Source organism: Kitasatospora sp. NPDC058184 (assembly GCF_042883725.1).
In the GTDB taxonomy this organism is placed as follows: Bacteria; Actinomycetota; Actinomycetes; order Streptomycetales; family Streptomycetaceae; genus Kitasatospora.
On sequence record NZ_JBHVVE010000002.1, the window covers coordinates 636562 to 651748 of the forward strand.

General features: G+C 75.2%; 7 protein-coding genes and 1 pseudogene. All 8 read left to right on the top strand.

Going from position 1 to position 15187, the window contains the following annotated elements:
* Positions 1-91 precede the first annotated feature (91 nt).
* Positions 92-7162, top strand: a pseudogene (locus ACFVXH_RS05985) (amino acid adenylation domain-containing protein); the annotation flags it as partial.
* Positions 7163-7265: 103 nt separating this feature from the next.
* The gene (locus ACFVXH_RS05990; RefSeq protein WP_387820490.1) at positions 7266-8312 is read left to right on the top strand and encodes an SAM-dependent methyltransferase; all 1047 of its coding nucleotides are present in this window, start codon (positions 7266-7268) and stop codon (positions 8310-8312) included.
* Entirely contained in the window at positions 8312-9343 is a 1032-nt protein-coding gene (locus tag ACFVXH_RS05995) for a pyridoxal phosphate-dependent aminotransferase (RefSeq protein WP_375876913.1), read from the top strand. The genes ACFVXH_RS05990 and ACFVXH_RS05995 overlap by 1 nt, the downstream gene beginning before the upstream one ends.
* 200 nt (positions 9344-9543) lie before the next feature.
* Positions 9544-10839 carry an MFS transporter gene (locus ACFVXH_RS06000; protein WP_074004069.1) on the top strand — a complete coding sequence of 432 codons (1296 nt, stop codon included), beginning with the start codon at positions 9544-9546 and terminating at the stop codon, positions 10837-10839.
* Between the two features lie 82 nt (positions 10840-10921).
* A complete protein-coding gene (gene hppD, locus ACFVXH_RS06005; RefSeq protein ID WP_049649755.1) occupies positions 10922-12019 on the top strand; it encodes a 4-hydroxyphenylpyruvate dioxygenase in 1098 nt (365 codons plus the stop codon).
* The gene (locus ACFVXH_RS06010; protein ID WP_074004068.1) at positions 12016-13167 is read left to right on the top strand and encodes an alpha-hydroxy acid oxidase; all 1152 of its coding nucleotides are present in this window, start codon (positions 12016-12018) and stop codon (positions 13165-13167) included. Before hppD ends, ACFVXH_RS06010 begins: the two co-directional genes overlap by 4 nt.
* Before the next feature lie 65 nt (positions 13168-13232).
* The gene (locus ACFVXH_RS06015; RefSeq protein ID WP_117492098.1) at positions 13233-14462 is read left to right on the top strand and encodes a PLP-dependent aminotransferase family protein; all 1230 of its coding nucleotides are present in this window, start codon (positions 13233-13235) and stop codon (positions 14460-14462) included.
* Between the two features lie 80 nt (positions 14463-14542).
* Entirely contained in the window at positions 14543-15181 is a 639-nt protein-coding gene (locus ACFVXH_RS06020) for a bifunctional 2-polyprenyl-6-hydroxyphenol methylase/3-demethylubiquinol 3-O-methyltransferase UbiG (protein ID WP_074004067.1), read from the top strand.
* The last annotated feature ends 6 nt before the right edge of the window (positions 15182-15187 follow it).

The window sequence follows — 15187 nt, forward strand, 5'->3', positions numbered from 1 at the left end:
GGCCCGCCCCCGCCGCACGACCGCTCCGCACCACCGGGCACCGCAGCCCCACCAGCCACAGCAGCCGTACGTCGCCAGTCGGAGGCAGACCTTGATCCCGTTGTCGTTCGCCCAGCAGCGGCTCTGGTTCATCGAACAGTTCGAGGGACCGAGCGCCCTCTACAACACTCCGTTCGCCCTCCGGCTGACCGGCCGGCTCGACGCCGCCGCCCTCGAAGGCGCGCTCGGGGACGTGGTGGACCGGCACGAGGTGCTGCGCACCGTCTTCCCCACCACCGACGGCCAGCCCCACCAGCACATCCTCACCGAGGGGCGCCCGACCCTGCACCGGGTGCCGGTGGCCGACGAGGCCGAGCTGCCCGCGCTGCTGCACGAGGCGGCCGGGCAGGTCTTCGACCTCGCCGCCGACCTGCCCGTGCGGGCCTGGCTGTACGCGCTGCCCGCGCCGGACGAGCACGTCCTGCTGCTGCTCACCCACCACATCGCCAGCGACGGCTGGTCGGTCGCCCCGCTCTTCCGCGACCTCGCCGAGGCGTACCGGGCCCGGACCACCGGCACCGAGCCGCGGTGGGAGCCGCTGCCGGTGCAGTACGCCGACTACACCCTCTGGCAGCGCGAGCTGCTCGGCGAGGAGGACGACCCGGAGAGCGTCGTCTCCCTGCAACTCGCCCACTGGCGGCAGGAGTTGTCCGACCTTCCGGAGGAGCTGGCGCTCCCCTACGACCGGCCGCGCCCGGCCCGGCCGAGCCGCCGCGGCGGCGCCGCCGACTTCGAGCTGGACGCCGAACTGCACGGCGCGCTCACCGAGTTGGCCTCCGGCCGGCACGCCAGCCTGTTCATGGCGCTGCAGGCCGCGGTCGCCACCCTCTACACCCGCCTCGGCGCCGGCACCGACCTGCCGCTCGGCACCCCCGTCGCCGGCCGCACCGACGAGGCCCTGGACGACCTGGTCGGCTTCTTCGTCAACACCCTGCTGCTGCGCACCGACACCAGCGGCGACCCGACCTTCCGCGAGCTGCTCGACCGCGTCCGGCGCGCGAACCTGGACGCCTACGACCACCAGGACATCCCCTTCGAGCGCCTGGTCGAGCACCTCAACCCCACCCGCACCCCCGCCCGCCACCCGCTCTTCCAGACCGTCGTCACGCTCAACGCGGAGCAGGCCGGCGACCTCGCCTTCGGCACCGCGACGGGCACCCCGGTCGAGGTCGGCGAGGCGCAGGCCCAGTTCGACCTCAACTTCAACTTCGTCGAGCGGCTCGCGGCCGACGGCACCTGCCTGGGCGTGCGCGCCGCCGTCGACTACGCGGCCGACCTCTTCGACCACGCCACCGCCGTCTCCCTCGCCGAGCGGCTGGTGCGCGTCCTGCGCGCCGCCGTGGCCGCCCCGGACGCGCCGATCGGCGGCATCGAGATCCTCGCCCCGGCCGAGCGCGAGCAGCTGCTCACCGGCTGGAACGGGCCGGCCGCGCCGGTCGCCGAGCAGAGCCTGCCCCGGCTGTTCGAGGCCCAGGCCGCCGCCACCCCCGGGGCCCTCGCCCTGGTCTCCGGCACCGAGCGGCTCGACTACGCGGAGCTGAACGACCGCGCCAACCGGCTCGCCGCCCTGCTGCTGGAGCGCGGCCTGACCACCGAGCAGCCGGTCGCGGTGCTGATGGAGCGCTCCGCCGGGCTGCTCACCGCCGTCCTCGCGATCGCCAAGGCGGGCGGCACCTACGTCCCGCTGGACGACCGCTACCCGCTGGACCGGCTCCAGCACATCCTCGCCGACACCCGCACCGCCCTGCTGCTCGTCGACCCGGCCCACCAGGGCCACCCGGTGCTCGCCACCGAGGGCTTCGCCACCGTCGAGGTCACCGACGCGCTGCTCGCCGGGGCCCCCGCGGCGGGCGACCCGGCCGTGCCCGTCCTGCCCGGCCAACTCGTCTACGTGATGTACACCTCGGGCTCGACCGGGGTGCCCAAGGGCGTCGCCGTCACCCACCGCAACGTGGTGGACCTGCTGGGCAACCCGCACTTCCGGGCCGGCCACCACGAGCGGGTGCTGCTGCACTCGCCCACCGCCTTCGACGCCTCCACCACCGAGATCTGGGCGCCGCTGGTCACCGGCGGGGCGATCGTGCTCGCCGAGCCCGGCGAGCTGGACATCCGCCGCCTCGCCGAGACCATCACCACCCACGAGGTGACCCTGGTCCAGGCCCCGTCCGGCCTGCTGCGACTGATGGCCGACGAGGACCCGGCCGCCTTCCGCAACGTCCGGCAGGTGTGGACCGGCGGCGACGTCGTCCCGCCGGAGTCCGTCCGCCGGCTCCACCGGGCCTGCCCGGACACCTCCGTGGTCGCGGTGTACGCCCCCACCGAGACCACCGCCATCAAGACCACCTTCACCATGGCCCCGGGCGAGCCCGTCCCCGCCGTGGTGCCGATCGGGCGCCCGCTGAACAACACCGGGCTGTACGTGCTGGACACCGCGCTCCAGCCCGTCCCGGCCGGCGTGGCCGGCGAGCTGTACATCGCCGGGGCCGGCCTGGCCCGCGGCTACGTCGGCCGCCCCGGCCTGACCTCCGAGCGCTTCGTCGCCTGCCCGTTCGGCGAGCCCGGCGCCCGGATGTACCGCACCGGCGACCTGGTCCGCTGGACCGCCGACGGCGTGCTGGAGTTCCTCGGCCGGGCCGACGACCAGGTCAAGATCCGCGGCTTCCGGATCGAACTCGGCGAGGTGGAGGGCGCGTTCACCGCCCTCCCGGGCGTCGGCCAGGCCTTCGCCGTGGTCCGCGAGGACCGGCCCGGCGACAAGCGCCTGGTGGTGTACGCCACCGGCGACGGCACTCCCGCCGAGCTGCGCGCCGCCGTCGCCGACAGCCTGCCCGGCTACATGCTCCCGGCCGCCGTGGTCGTCCTCGACGCCCTCCCGGTGACGGCCAACGGCAAGGTGGACCGCCGCGCCCTGCCCGCCCCGGACTGGACCGGCGGCGCCGAGGGCCGCGCCCCGCGCACCGACACCGAGCGCGCCCTGTGCGAACTCTTCACCGACGTCCTCGGGTTGGAGCGGATCGGGATCGACGACAGCTTCTTCGACCTGGGCGGCCACTCGCTGCTCGCCACCAAGCTGGTCGGCCGCATCCGCACCGCGCTCGGCACCGAACTGCCCGTCCGCACGCTGTTCGACGCCCCCAGCGTGGCCGCGCTCGCCGAGGCGCTGCCCGCCCCGGGCGCCGCCCGTCCGGCCCTGCGGCCGGTCGAGCGCCCCGACCGCGTCCCGCTCTCCCCCGCGCAGCAACGCCTCTGGTTCATCGACCAGTTCGAGGGCCCGAGCGCGCTCTACAACACCCCGTGCGCCCTCCGGCTGACCGGCCCGGTCGACGCCGCCGCCCTCCAGGCGGCCCTGGCGGACGTGCTGGAGCGCCACGAGGTGCTCCGCACCGTCTACCCGACCACCGACGGGCAACCGCACCAGCTGCTCCTGGAGAACCCCGAACTCCCGCTGCACACCGCCTCGGTGGCCTCCGAGGAGGAGCTCGCGGCGGCCCTCGCCGAGGCCGGGTCGCAGGTCTTCGACCTCGCCCGCGACCTGCCGGTCCGCGCCACCCTGCTGTCGCTGCCGCACCAGGAGCACGTCCTGCTGGTGCTGATGCACCACATCGCCACCGACGGCTGGTCCGTGGTCCCGCTGGTGCGCGACCTCGCCGAGGCGTACCGGGCCCGCCGCACCGGCACCGCCCCCGGCTGGGAGCCGCTGCCGGTGCAGTACGCCGACTACACCCTCTGGCAGCACGAGCTGCTCGGCACCGACGAGCGGCCCAGCGCCCTGCTGACCGATCAACTCGCCTACTGGCAGCAGGCCCTGGCCGACCTTCCGGAGGAGCTGACGCTCCCCTTCGACCGGCACCGCACCGCCGCCCCGAGCCGCCTCGGCGCCGCCGTCGAGCTGCGGATGGACGCCGGACTCCACGCCTCCCTGGTCGAGTTGGCGCAGCGGAGCCGGGCCAGCGTCTTCATGGTGATGCAGGCCGCGCTCGCCACCACCCTGGGCCGGATCGGCGCGGGCACCGACCTGCCGATCGGCACCGTGGTGGCCGGCCGCACCGACGAGGCGCTGGAGGACCTGGTCGGCTTCTTCGTCAACACCCTGGTGCTGCGCACCGACCTCTCCGGCGACCCGAGCTTCCGGGAGCTGGTGGAGCGCGTGCGGGTCTCCACCCTGGACGCCTTCGAGCACCAGGACGTGCCCTTCGAGCGGCTGGTCGAGCTGCTCAACCCGGTGCGCTCGACCGCCCGCCACCCGCTCTGCCAGGTGATGCTGACCTCCGGCGGCGACGCCGGGGAGATCGGCCTCGACGGCCTGCCCGGCCGGGTCGAGCAACTGGACTCCGACCTCGCCAAGTTCGACCTGACCTTCGCCTTCAGCGAGAGCTTCGACGCGGCCGGCGCGCCCGCCGGGCTGGGCCTGACGGTGGAGTACGCCGTCGACCTGTTCGACCGGGCCACCGCCGAGGCGACGGCCGCCCGCTTCGAGCGCGCCCTGCGCGCGGTGCTGGCCGACCCGGATCTCGCGGTGGGCCGGGTCGAGGTGCTGGCCCCCGAGGAGCGCGAGCAGCTGCTCACCGGCTGGAACGACACCCGGGAGGACCTCCCGCTCGGCACCTTCCCGGCGCTCTTCGAGGCCCGGGCCGCCGCCCGCCCGGAGGCCGTCGCGCTCTCCTTCGGCGCCGAGCAGGTCACCTACGGCGAGCTGAACGAGCGCGCCAACCGCTTCGCCCGGCTGCTGATCGAGCACGGCGCGGGCCCCGAGCGGTTCGTCGCGATCGCCCTGGAGCGCTCGATCGAGCTGATCGTCGCCCAGCTCGCCGTGCTCAAGGCCGGCGCGGTCTTCCAGCCGCTGGACCCGCGCTACCCGGCCGACCGGATCGCCTACATGCTGGACGACGCCCGGCCCGCGCTGGTCCTCACCAGCCGGGCGCTGGCCGACGGCCTGCTCGCCGACAGCACCGTCCCGCGGCTGCTGATCGAGGACCTGGACGCCTCCGGCCACCCGGCGCACGACCTCACCGGCACCGCGATCACCCCGCACTCGGCCGCGTACGTCATCTACACCTCGGGCTCCACCGGCCGCCCCAAGGGCGTGGTGGTCACCCACACCGGCCTCGCCGCCATGGTGGAGAGCCAGCGCCGGGGCCTGGCCGTCACCCCGGACAGCCGGGTGCTGCTGTTCGCCTCACCGTCCTTCGACGCGGCCGTCTGGGAGCTGGGCATGGCGCTGCTCACCGGCGCCCGGGCCGTCCTCGGCGACGCCGACCAGCTGCTGCCCGGCCCCTCGCTGACCGAGCTGGTCGCCGAGCAGGGCGTCACCCACCTGACCCTGCCGCCGACCGCGCTGGCCGTCCTCGCCCCGGACGCGCTGCCGGAGGGCGGCACCCTGGTGGTGGCCGGCGAGGCCTGCCCGCCCGACCTGGTCGAGCACTGGTCGGCCCGGCTGCGGATGGTCAACGCCTACGGCCCGACCGAGTCCACCGTCTGCGCCAGCATGAGCGAACCGCTCGCCGGCCGGATCGCCCCGCCGATGGGCCGGCCCGTGCTCGACACCCGGCTCTACGTCCTGGACGCCGCGCTCCAGCCCGTCCCGGCCGGGGTCGAGGGCGAGCTGTACATCGCGGGCGCCGGCCTGGCCCGCGGCTACCTCAACCGGCCCGGCCAGAGCGCCGAGCGCTTCGTCGCCGACCCGTACGGCGCCCCCGGCAGCCGGATGTACCGCTCGGGCGACCTGGTCCGCCGCCAGGCCGACGGCACCCTGGAGTACCTGGGCCGCACCGACCACCAGGTGAAGATCCGCGGCTTCCGGATCGAGCCCGGCGAGATCGAGGCCGTGCTGGCCCGCCACCCCTCCCTGGCCCAGGCGTTCGTGCTGGTCCGGGAGGACCGCCCGGGCGACCGCCGGCTGGTCGGCTACGCCGTCGCCCACCCCGGGCGGACGGTCGACCAGGCCGAACTGCGGGCCCACGTCGGAGCGTCCCTGCCGGACTACATGGTGCCCTCGGCGGTCGTCGCCCTGGACGCCCTGCCGCTGACCGCCAACGGCAAGGTCGATCGCAAGGCCCTGCCGGCCCCCGACACCACCTGGCTCGGCTCCGGGCGGGCGCCCGCGACGCCCCAGGAGGAGCTGCTCTGCGGCCTGTTCGCCGACCTGCTCGGGCTGGAGAAGGTCGGCGTGGACGACAACTTCTTCGAACTCGGCGGGCACTCGCTGCTGGCCAGCCGGCTGGTCGCGGGCCTGCGCGACCTGGTCGGCGAGGGCGACCGGGTCGGCGTCCGCACGCTGTTCGAGGCGCCGACCGTGGCCCGGCTGGCCGAGCGGCTCACCCGGGGCCCGGCCGCCGAGAGCTTCCCCGTCCTGCTGCCGATCCGCACCCGCGGCTCGCGCCCGCCGCTGTTCTGCGTCCACCCGGCCGCCGGCATCAGCTGGGTCTACACCGGCCTGCTGCGCCACCTCGACGCCGAGCAGCCGATCTACGGCCTCCAGGCCCCCGGCCTGGCCGACCCGGCCGCGCACCCGGCCTCGGTCGAGGAACTCGCCCGGACCTACCTCGCGCAGATCCGCGCCGTCCGCCCCGAGGGCCCGTACGCCCTGCTCGGCTGGTCGTTCGGCGGGGCCGTCGCCCACGCGATCGCCGCGCTGCTGCGCCGCCAGGGCGAGGAGGTCCGGCTGCTCGCGCTGCTGGACGCCTACCCGGGCACCGGCGAGCCGGGGCCCGAGCAGTGGCGGGACGACCCGGCGCAGCTCGCGGTGATCCTCGACTCGCTCGGCCACCCGGCCGGGGAGGTCACCGCCTGGCCCGCCGACGAGGACGGCTACGCCGCGCTCGTCCGCGACGGCGAGGGCCCGCTGGCCGGCCTCAGCGGCGCCGGGGTGGCCCGGGTGGTCTCGGTCTTCCAGGCCAACGCCGAGCTGTCCCACGCGCTCCCGCTGCCCGGCTACGACGGCGACGCGGTGTTCTTCACCGCCGCCAAGGACCGGCCGGCCGACGCCCCCGACCCGGAGAGCTGGCGCCCGCACCTGGGCGGCCGGCTCGACGTCCACGAGGTGCCGAGCACCCACGGCGCGATGACGGGCACCGAGGCGCTCGCCGTCATCGGCCCGGTGCTCGCCGCCCGCCTGACCTCCTGACCTCCTGACGCACCGACTTCAGACCCCTACCGACCGCAGGCGACCGACCTGCGCACACCACGCGGACCGCACCCGGTCCGCCCACCGAGAAACGGACACCACCATGACCACTGCGGCCATCCCCGACACCTGGCGTGGCATCACCCCGTCGCCGATCACCTCGACCGACGCCTACAACGGCTTCATCGCCGCCAACGTGATCTTCGCGCTGGACCGGATCGGCCTGCTGGAGTCGATCGGGCGCGGCGAGCCGCTCTCGGCCGCCGAGGCCACCGCCCAGGCCGGCGACACCGCCCGGACCGAGGCCGTGCTCCGCGCCGCCGCCGACTACGGCTACCTCAAGGCCGACGGCGACGCCTACCTGCCCACCGAGGCGGGCCTGGAGATCGCCGCCGCGCGCGGCTACTTCACCTGGGCCGTCGGCGGCTACCACGACGTGTTCGGCCGCGCCGGCCACCTGAGCGCCGGCACCCACCGCTACGACACGGACGTCTTCCGCGACGAGGCGATGGTCGCCCTCGGCTCCGCCCAGTGCGACCAGTCGCTGTTCGCCGCCCAGCTCGCCGACGTGCTGAGCGGCATCGACTTCCGGCACATCGCCGACCTGGGCTCGGGCACCTCCGCCCGGGTGCGCCGGGTGGTCTCGCAGCGCGAGGGCTCCCGGGGCCTGGGCATCGACATCAGCCGCCCGGCCACCGACATCGCCCGCCGCGACATCGTCGAGGCCGGCATGCAGGACCGGGTCACCGCCGTCCGCGCGGACGTGCTGGGCCTGCTCGGCACCCAGATCGACAACGACGCCGAGGCCGCCGAGGTGGCCGAGGTCGACACCGTGATGAGCTTCTTCCTGCTGCACGACCTGCTGGCCGACCCGGCCACCCGCTCCTCGATCTTCACCCGGATGCGGGAGTCCTTCCCGAAGGCCCGCACCTTCGTCCTCGGCGACACCATGCTGCGCGACCCGGGCACCTCCGACGGCGCCCAGCCGGTCTTCTCGGTGGGCTTCGAGCTGGCGCACGCGATGATGGGCGTCCCGCTGCACACCAAGGCCACCTACGAGGAGCTGTTCACCGAGGCCGGCCTGCGGATCGACCGCGTCGAGGCGCTCGCCACCCCGCACTCCTGGCTCTACGTCCTCCAGGCCGACTGATGGCCGGCCCGTCGGACGCCAGGTACCTGCTGGCACAGAACGAGCACCCGTACCCGCCGCTGCCGTCGGTGCTGGCGGCGCTGGCCGAGGCCAGTGCCGACCTGCACCGCTACCCGGACTTCCGTCCGGAGCGGATCGCCGGGATCGTCGCCGACTGGCAGGGCGTCCCGGCCGGCCAGGTCGTGGTCGGCCACGGCTCGGCGGGCGTGGCGCTGGACCTCTTCCACGCGGTGGTCGAGCCCGGCGACAACGTGGTCCACTCGGCGCCCTGCTTCGACGCGTACCCGCTGTTCTGCGAGATCGCCCGGGCCGAGGCCCGGCCGGTCCCGCTCGGCCCCGACGCCCGGCACGACCTGGCGGCGATGGCCGAGCGGATGGACGGGCGCACCCGGATCGTCGTGCTGTGCAACCCGCACAACCCGACCGGCACGGTCTACTCCTGGGCCGAGCTGACGGAGTTCTTCCGCCGGGTGCCGGCCACCGCGCTGATCCTGCTCGACGAGGCGTACGTCGACTTCGCCCTGGGCTGGCAGGCCCCGGACGTGCCGGCCCGGATCGCCGAGTGGCCGAACCTCGTGGTGCTGCGCACCCTGTCCAAGTCGCACGGCATCGCCGCGCTGCGGATCGGCTACGCGCTGGCGGAGGAGTCCGTGGCCCAACGGGTACGGGACCACCAGGTGCCGTACGCGGTGAACCGGCTCCAGGAGGCGGGCCTGCTCGCCGCCGTCGGCGCCGAGGACGAGATGGCGCGCCGGATCGCCGAGATCGCCGCGGAGCGGGAGCGCACCGAGGCCGAACTGCTGCGCCTCGGCTGGACGGTGGCGCCCAGCGTCACCAACTTCCTGTGGGTCGACGCCCCCGGCGACCAGCTCCCGCTGCGCGCGGAGCTGGAGCGCCTGGGCGTGGCCGTGCGCTACTACCCCGGCCAGGGCATCCGGGTCGCCATCGGCGAGAAGGACGCCAACGACGCGGTGATCGAGGGCTTCGCCGCCGTCGCCCCGCTCGCCCCGGCCCACCCGGCCACACCCTGAGCGCCCGGCGCCCGACCCGCCGACGCGCCGACCGCCCGGCGCCCTGAGCACCCCGCGTGCGTCAGGGCGCACCCCGGGCGTCCCTGCACCACCGCACCGCACCGCACCACCGCACAGCACCACCGCACCACCGAGCACCACGGCACCACCGCACACCCCTGCACACCCCGAAGCGCCGTCGGCGCAGCGAAGGAACCGCCATGCACCCGCTGTTGGTCCGCCCGGAGTTCCGGCGCTACCTGGCCGGGCAGACCCTGTCCGTCCTCGGTGACAGCGCCCTCTCCATCGCCCTCGGCATCTGGGCCAAGGTGCTGACCGGCAGCAACTCCGCCGCCGGTCTGGTGCTGTTCTGCTTCTCCGCGCCCCTGCTGCTGCTCCCGCTCGGCGGCCTGCTCGCCGACCGGGTCCGGCGCAAGCCGCTGCTGGTCGGGGTCAACCTGGCGGTGGCCCTCTCGCTGCTGCCGCTGCTGCTGGTCGACGGCCGGGACACGGTCTGGATCATCTACTGCACCGCCACGGTCTGCGGTCTGGCCGGGGCCGTCCTGGCCCCGGCGCAGAGCGCGCTGCTGCGCAGCATCCTGACGGAGCGTCAGGACTTCGGCGCGGCGGCCGGGCTGACCCAGAGCGCCCGGGCCGGCACCACACTGGTGGCGCCGCTGCTCGGCTCGGGCCTCTACGGCTGGTTCGGCGGGCACGTGGTGGCGGTGGCCGACCTCGTCGTGCTGCTGCTGGCCGCGCTGAGCTTCCTCACCCTGCGGGTGGAGGAGGTCAAGCCGGAGCCCTCGGGCCTGCGGTGGCGCACCGAGGTGCTGGCCGGCTTCGTCCACCTGCGCGGTTCGGTCGGACTGCGGCCGCTGGTCGCGGCCACCGCCGCCTCCGGCTTCGTGCTGAGCCTGCTGCAGCCGGTGCTGTTCGCGCTGACCCAGCACGGGCTGCACCGCTCGCCGCAGTTCCTCGGCGTGCTGGAGACCACCGAGGCCGTCGGCGCGCTGGCCGGCTCGGTGGTCGGCGGCCTGCTGATCGGCAGGCTCGGGCCGCGCCGGACGGTCATGGCGGGCTCGGCGGTGTTCGGCCTCGGGACCGTCCTGCTGCTCGCCCCGTCGCTGTACGTGGTGTCGGCCGGCCTGGTGATCGCGGGCGCGGGCATCCCGGCCGCCATGGTCGGCCTCGCCACCGCCGCCCAGGCCTCCACCCCGCCACAGCTGATGGGGCGCGCCCAGGCGGCCGTCAACCTCTCGCTCACCGCGCCGCAGGCGCTGGCCGTCGGCGTCGGCTCCGGCCTGGTGGCCGCCCTGGACTTCCGGGTGGTGCTCGGCGTGATGGTGGTCGGCGCGCTGCTCGCGTCCGCCCACCTGATCGGCAAGCCGGAGGCCCCGACCGAGCCGCCGGAGCCCGAGGGCCCGGACGCGGACGCGGACACCGACGAGGGCGACGGCGAGGGCGAGGGCAACGGCCCGACCGAGCCCGAGAACGCCAAGGACCTCCAGTCCACCTGATCCCGCGCACCCGCACCCGTACGCCCGCTCCACCCGATCGTCCCTCAGCACCTCCCGTCCTCCTCACGAGAGAGCTCCTCTGATGACCGACCGTTCCTCTCCCACCGTCACCCCGATCCCCGTCGAGCTGGACCACGTCGAGTTCTACGTGGCCGACCTGGGCGCCGAGACCACCCGGCTGACCACGGAGTACGGCTTCGAGCTGCTCGTCCCGCCGACCGAGCGCGGCGAGGCCGCCGAGCGCTGCCTGTCCGCGCTGGTCGGCCAGGCCTCCATCCGACTGCTGCTCACCCAGCCGCTGGCCGCCGGCCACCCGGCCACCGGCTACCTGGCCCGGCACGGCGACGGCGTCGGCGCCCTCGGCCTGCGGGTGCCGGACGCCACCGACGCGTACCGCACCCTGACCGCCCGCGGCGCCGCCGCGCTGGGCGAGCCGAAGGCCGCGGACGGCTGCGTCACCGCGGTCGTCGACGCCTTCGGCGAGGTGGTGCACACCCTGATCGAGCGCGGCCCCGAGGTCCCGGCCGGCCGCATCCCCGGCCTGCCCGACCCGGCCCCGCTGACCGGCGAGGGCCAGGTCGGCCTGCGGACCGTCGACCACTTCGCCGTCCTGGTGCCGTTCGGCGAGCTGCGCAAGACCGAGCACCGCTACCGCGAGGTCTTCGGCTTCCGGACGATCTTCGAGGAGCGGGTCGAGGTCGGCGCGCTCGGCATGGACTCGGCGGTCGTGCAGAGCGCCGACCACAGCGTCACCCTCACCCTGATCGAGCCGCTCACCGCGGACGCGGGCGGCCAGATCGCCTCCTTCCTGGCCGGCCACGGCGGCGCCGGGGTGCAGCACGTCGCCTTCGCCGCCGAGGACGCGGTGCACTCCGTCTCCACCATGGCCGAGCGCGGCGTGCCGTTCCTGCGCACCCCGCAGACCTACTACGACGCGCTGCCCGGCCGCCTGACGCCGCTGCGGCACTCCTTCGAGCAGCTGCGCGAGCTGAACCTGCTGGTCGACCAGGACCACGACGGCCAGCTGTTCCAGATCTTCACCCGCTCCCAGCACCCGCGGAACACCTTCTTCTTCGAGGTGATCGAGCGCATCCGGGCCCGCAACTTCGGCAGCAACAACATCCGCGCCCTCTACGAGGCCGTGGAGCTCCAGCGCAACGCCAGCGAAGTGGCCGGATGAGCGCGTCCGTCCGCAACGAACCACCGACCGGCCCGGCCGGCGGGCGCCCGGCGCTGTCCGTCGCGGAGTACGCCGACCGGGCCCGGGCCGTGCTCGCGCCCGAGGTCTGGGAGTGGCTGGAGGGCGGTGCCGAGCGCGAGTTGACGCTCGCCGCCAACCGGGCCGCCTTCGACCGGGTGGCCCTGGTGCCCCGGGTGCTGACCGACGTCAGCACCCGGGACACCGCCGCCACCCTGGTGCGCAGCCGGGCGGCCCTGCCGGTGGCGGTGGCACCCGTCGCCTACCACCGGCTGTTCCACCCCGAGGGCGAGCTGGCCTCGGCCCGCGCCGCGGCCGCCGCGGGCGTGCCGTTCACCGTCGGCACGCTCAGCAGCGTCGGCTTCGAGGAGCTCGCGAAGACCGGCGCCACGCTCTGGTTCCAGCTGTACTGGCTGCGCGACCGCGGCCGGCTGCTCGACCTGGTCAGGGCGGCCGAGGAGGCCGGCAGCGAGGCCCTGGTGGTCACCGCCGACGTGCCGTACATGGGCCGCCGGCTGCGCGACGCCAGGAACGCCTTCGCCCTGCCGTCGGACGTCCGCGCGGCGCTGCTGGAGGGCGGCGCCGCCGGGCGGGCGCACGAGGCCACCGCCGCCGTCTCGGCGGTGGCCGCGCACACCGCGGAGCTGCTCTCCCCCGGCGTCACCTGGGCCGACCTCGAGTGGCTGCGCGGCGAGACCGACCTGCCGCTGGTGGTCAAGGGCGTGCTCGACCCGGCCGACGCCCGGCGGGCCGCCGGGATCGGCGCCGCGGCCGTGGTGGTCTCCAACCACGGCGGCCGCCAGCTCGACCGGGCCGTGCCCGCCGTGACGATGCTGCCGGAGGTCGCCGAGGCGCTGGCCGGCGAGGACTGCCAGGTACTGCTGGACAGCGGGGTGCGCGGCGGCTCGGACGTGCTCACCGCGCTGGCCCTCGGCGCCACCGGGGTCCTGCTCGGGCGCCCGCTGATCTGGGGCCTGGCGGCCGGCGGCGAGGCGGGCTGCACCGAGGTCCTCGACCTGCTCGCCACCGAGCTGCGGCACGCGCTCGGCCTCGCGGGCTGCGCCGACCCCCGGGCCGCCGCCGAACTGCGCACCACCACCCTGCCCTGCCCCGTCTGGAGCACCCCGTGACCACCATCGCCGCACCGCACGACCTGCTGCTCGCGGGCCTGCACACCTCCCTCGCCGACCCGGCGATGACCTCGATGAACCTGCTCAACGAGATCTCCATCCGCTACCCGGAGGCGGTCTCCTTCGCGGCCGGCCGCCCGGCCGAGCAGTTCTTCGAGCTGGACGCCGTCCACCGCCACCTGGACCGCTACCTCGACCACCTGCGCACCGAGCGCGGGCTGACGGAGGAGGCGGCCCGCCGGCAGGTGCTCCAGTACGGGCGGACCAAGGGGATCATCCACGAGCTGATCGCCACCCACCTCGCCACCGACGAGGGCATCGAGGTGCCCGCCGAGTCGATCGTGGTCACGGTGGGCTGCCAGGAGGCGATGTTCCTGGTGCTGCGGGCGCTGCGCCGCGGCCCCGAGGACCTGGTGCTGGCCGTCTCCCCCACCTACGTGGGGCTGACCGGCGCGGCGCTGCTGGCCGACCTGCCGGTGCGGGCGGTCGCCGACGGCCCGGACGGCGTGGACCTCGCCGACCTGCGCCGTCAACTGGCCGCCGCCCGGGCCGAGGGGCTGCGCCCGCGGGCGCTCTACCTGGTGCCGGACGTGGCCAACCCGAGCGGGGCCAGCCTGCCGCTGGAGCTGCGCCGGGAGCTGCTGGCGCTGGCCTCCGAGGAGGACTTCCTGCTGCTGGAGGACAACCCGTACTGCGTGTTCGCCGGCGAGGAGCGGCTGCCCTCGCTCAAGGCGCTGGACACCGACCGGCGGGTGGTCCACCTCGGCTCCTTCGCCAAGACGGCCCTGCCGGGCGCCCGGGTCGGGTACGTGGTGGCGGACCAGCTGGTGGCGGACGGGCAGGGCGGCACCGGGCTGTTCGCCGACCTGCTCGGCATGATCAAGAGCATGACCACGGTGAACACCTCGCCGATCGCCCAGGCCGTGATCGGCGGCGCGCTGCTGGAGCACGGCCACAGCCTGCGGGCCGCCAACACCGAGGTGGCCGCGCTCTACCGGCGCAACCTCGCGCTGGTGCTGGAGGGCCTGGCCCGGCGCTTCCCGCCCGGCTGCGGGGTGACCTGGAACGAGCCGCGCGGCGGCTTCTTCCTGGTGCTCACGGTGCCGTGCGTGGTGGACGACGCGCTGCTGGAGCGCTCCGCCTCGGAGTACGGGGTGATCTGGACGCCGATGTCGCACTTCTACCCGGGGACGGGCGGGGAGCACCAACTGCGGCTCTCCGTCAGCCAGGTCGACCCGGCCACCGTCGACCGGGGGCTGGACGGGCTGGCCGCACTGCTCGCCGCGCAGTCCTGACCGGCCCCGGAAGGGGGGCGTCCCGTCCGGGGCGCCCCCCTTCCGGCCCGCTCCGACCCCCACGAGGGTAGGTTTCAGGCATGCTTGACTACCTCTCACGCACCATCGCCGCCTACGAGCACAGCGCCGACAAGTACGAGTCAGCCACCAAGGGCATGGTCCCGGACGAGGAGCTCGACCTCTTCACCGGGATGCTCCCCGATCCGGCCGGGCCGGTCCTGGACGCCGGGTGTGCCTTCGGCCGCGACACGGCCCTGCTGGCGGCCAGGGGCGTGGCGGTGACCGGCGTCGACCTGAGCGAGCCCTTCGTCGCCCGGGCCCGGGAGCTCCACCCCGGGCTGGACTTCCGGCGCATGGACGTGTGCGCGCTGGACCTCCCCGACGCCTCCTTCGCGGGCGTCTGGTCCCAGGCGACGCTGCTGCACCTCAGGGACGAGCACGTGGCGGCCGCGCTGGCCGAGTTCCACCGGGTGCTGCGGCCCGGCGGGGCGCTGTTCGTCAGCTTCAAGGAGGGGGAGGGCGAGGAGGAGTTCGTCGAGTCCTTCAGCGCCGACGCCGCCCGCTTCTTCCGCTACCAGACCGCCGACCGGGTCCGCGGCCTGCTGGAGGCGGCCGGCTTCACCGGGGCCGACGTCCGCGTCGTCAACGAGCGGCAGCGCTACGGCGCCGGGCACCGCGACCTCAACTGGCTGACCGCGTACGCCCGTACCGCATCCTGAGCCCGC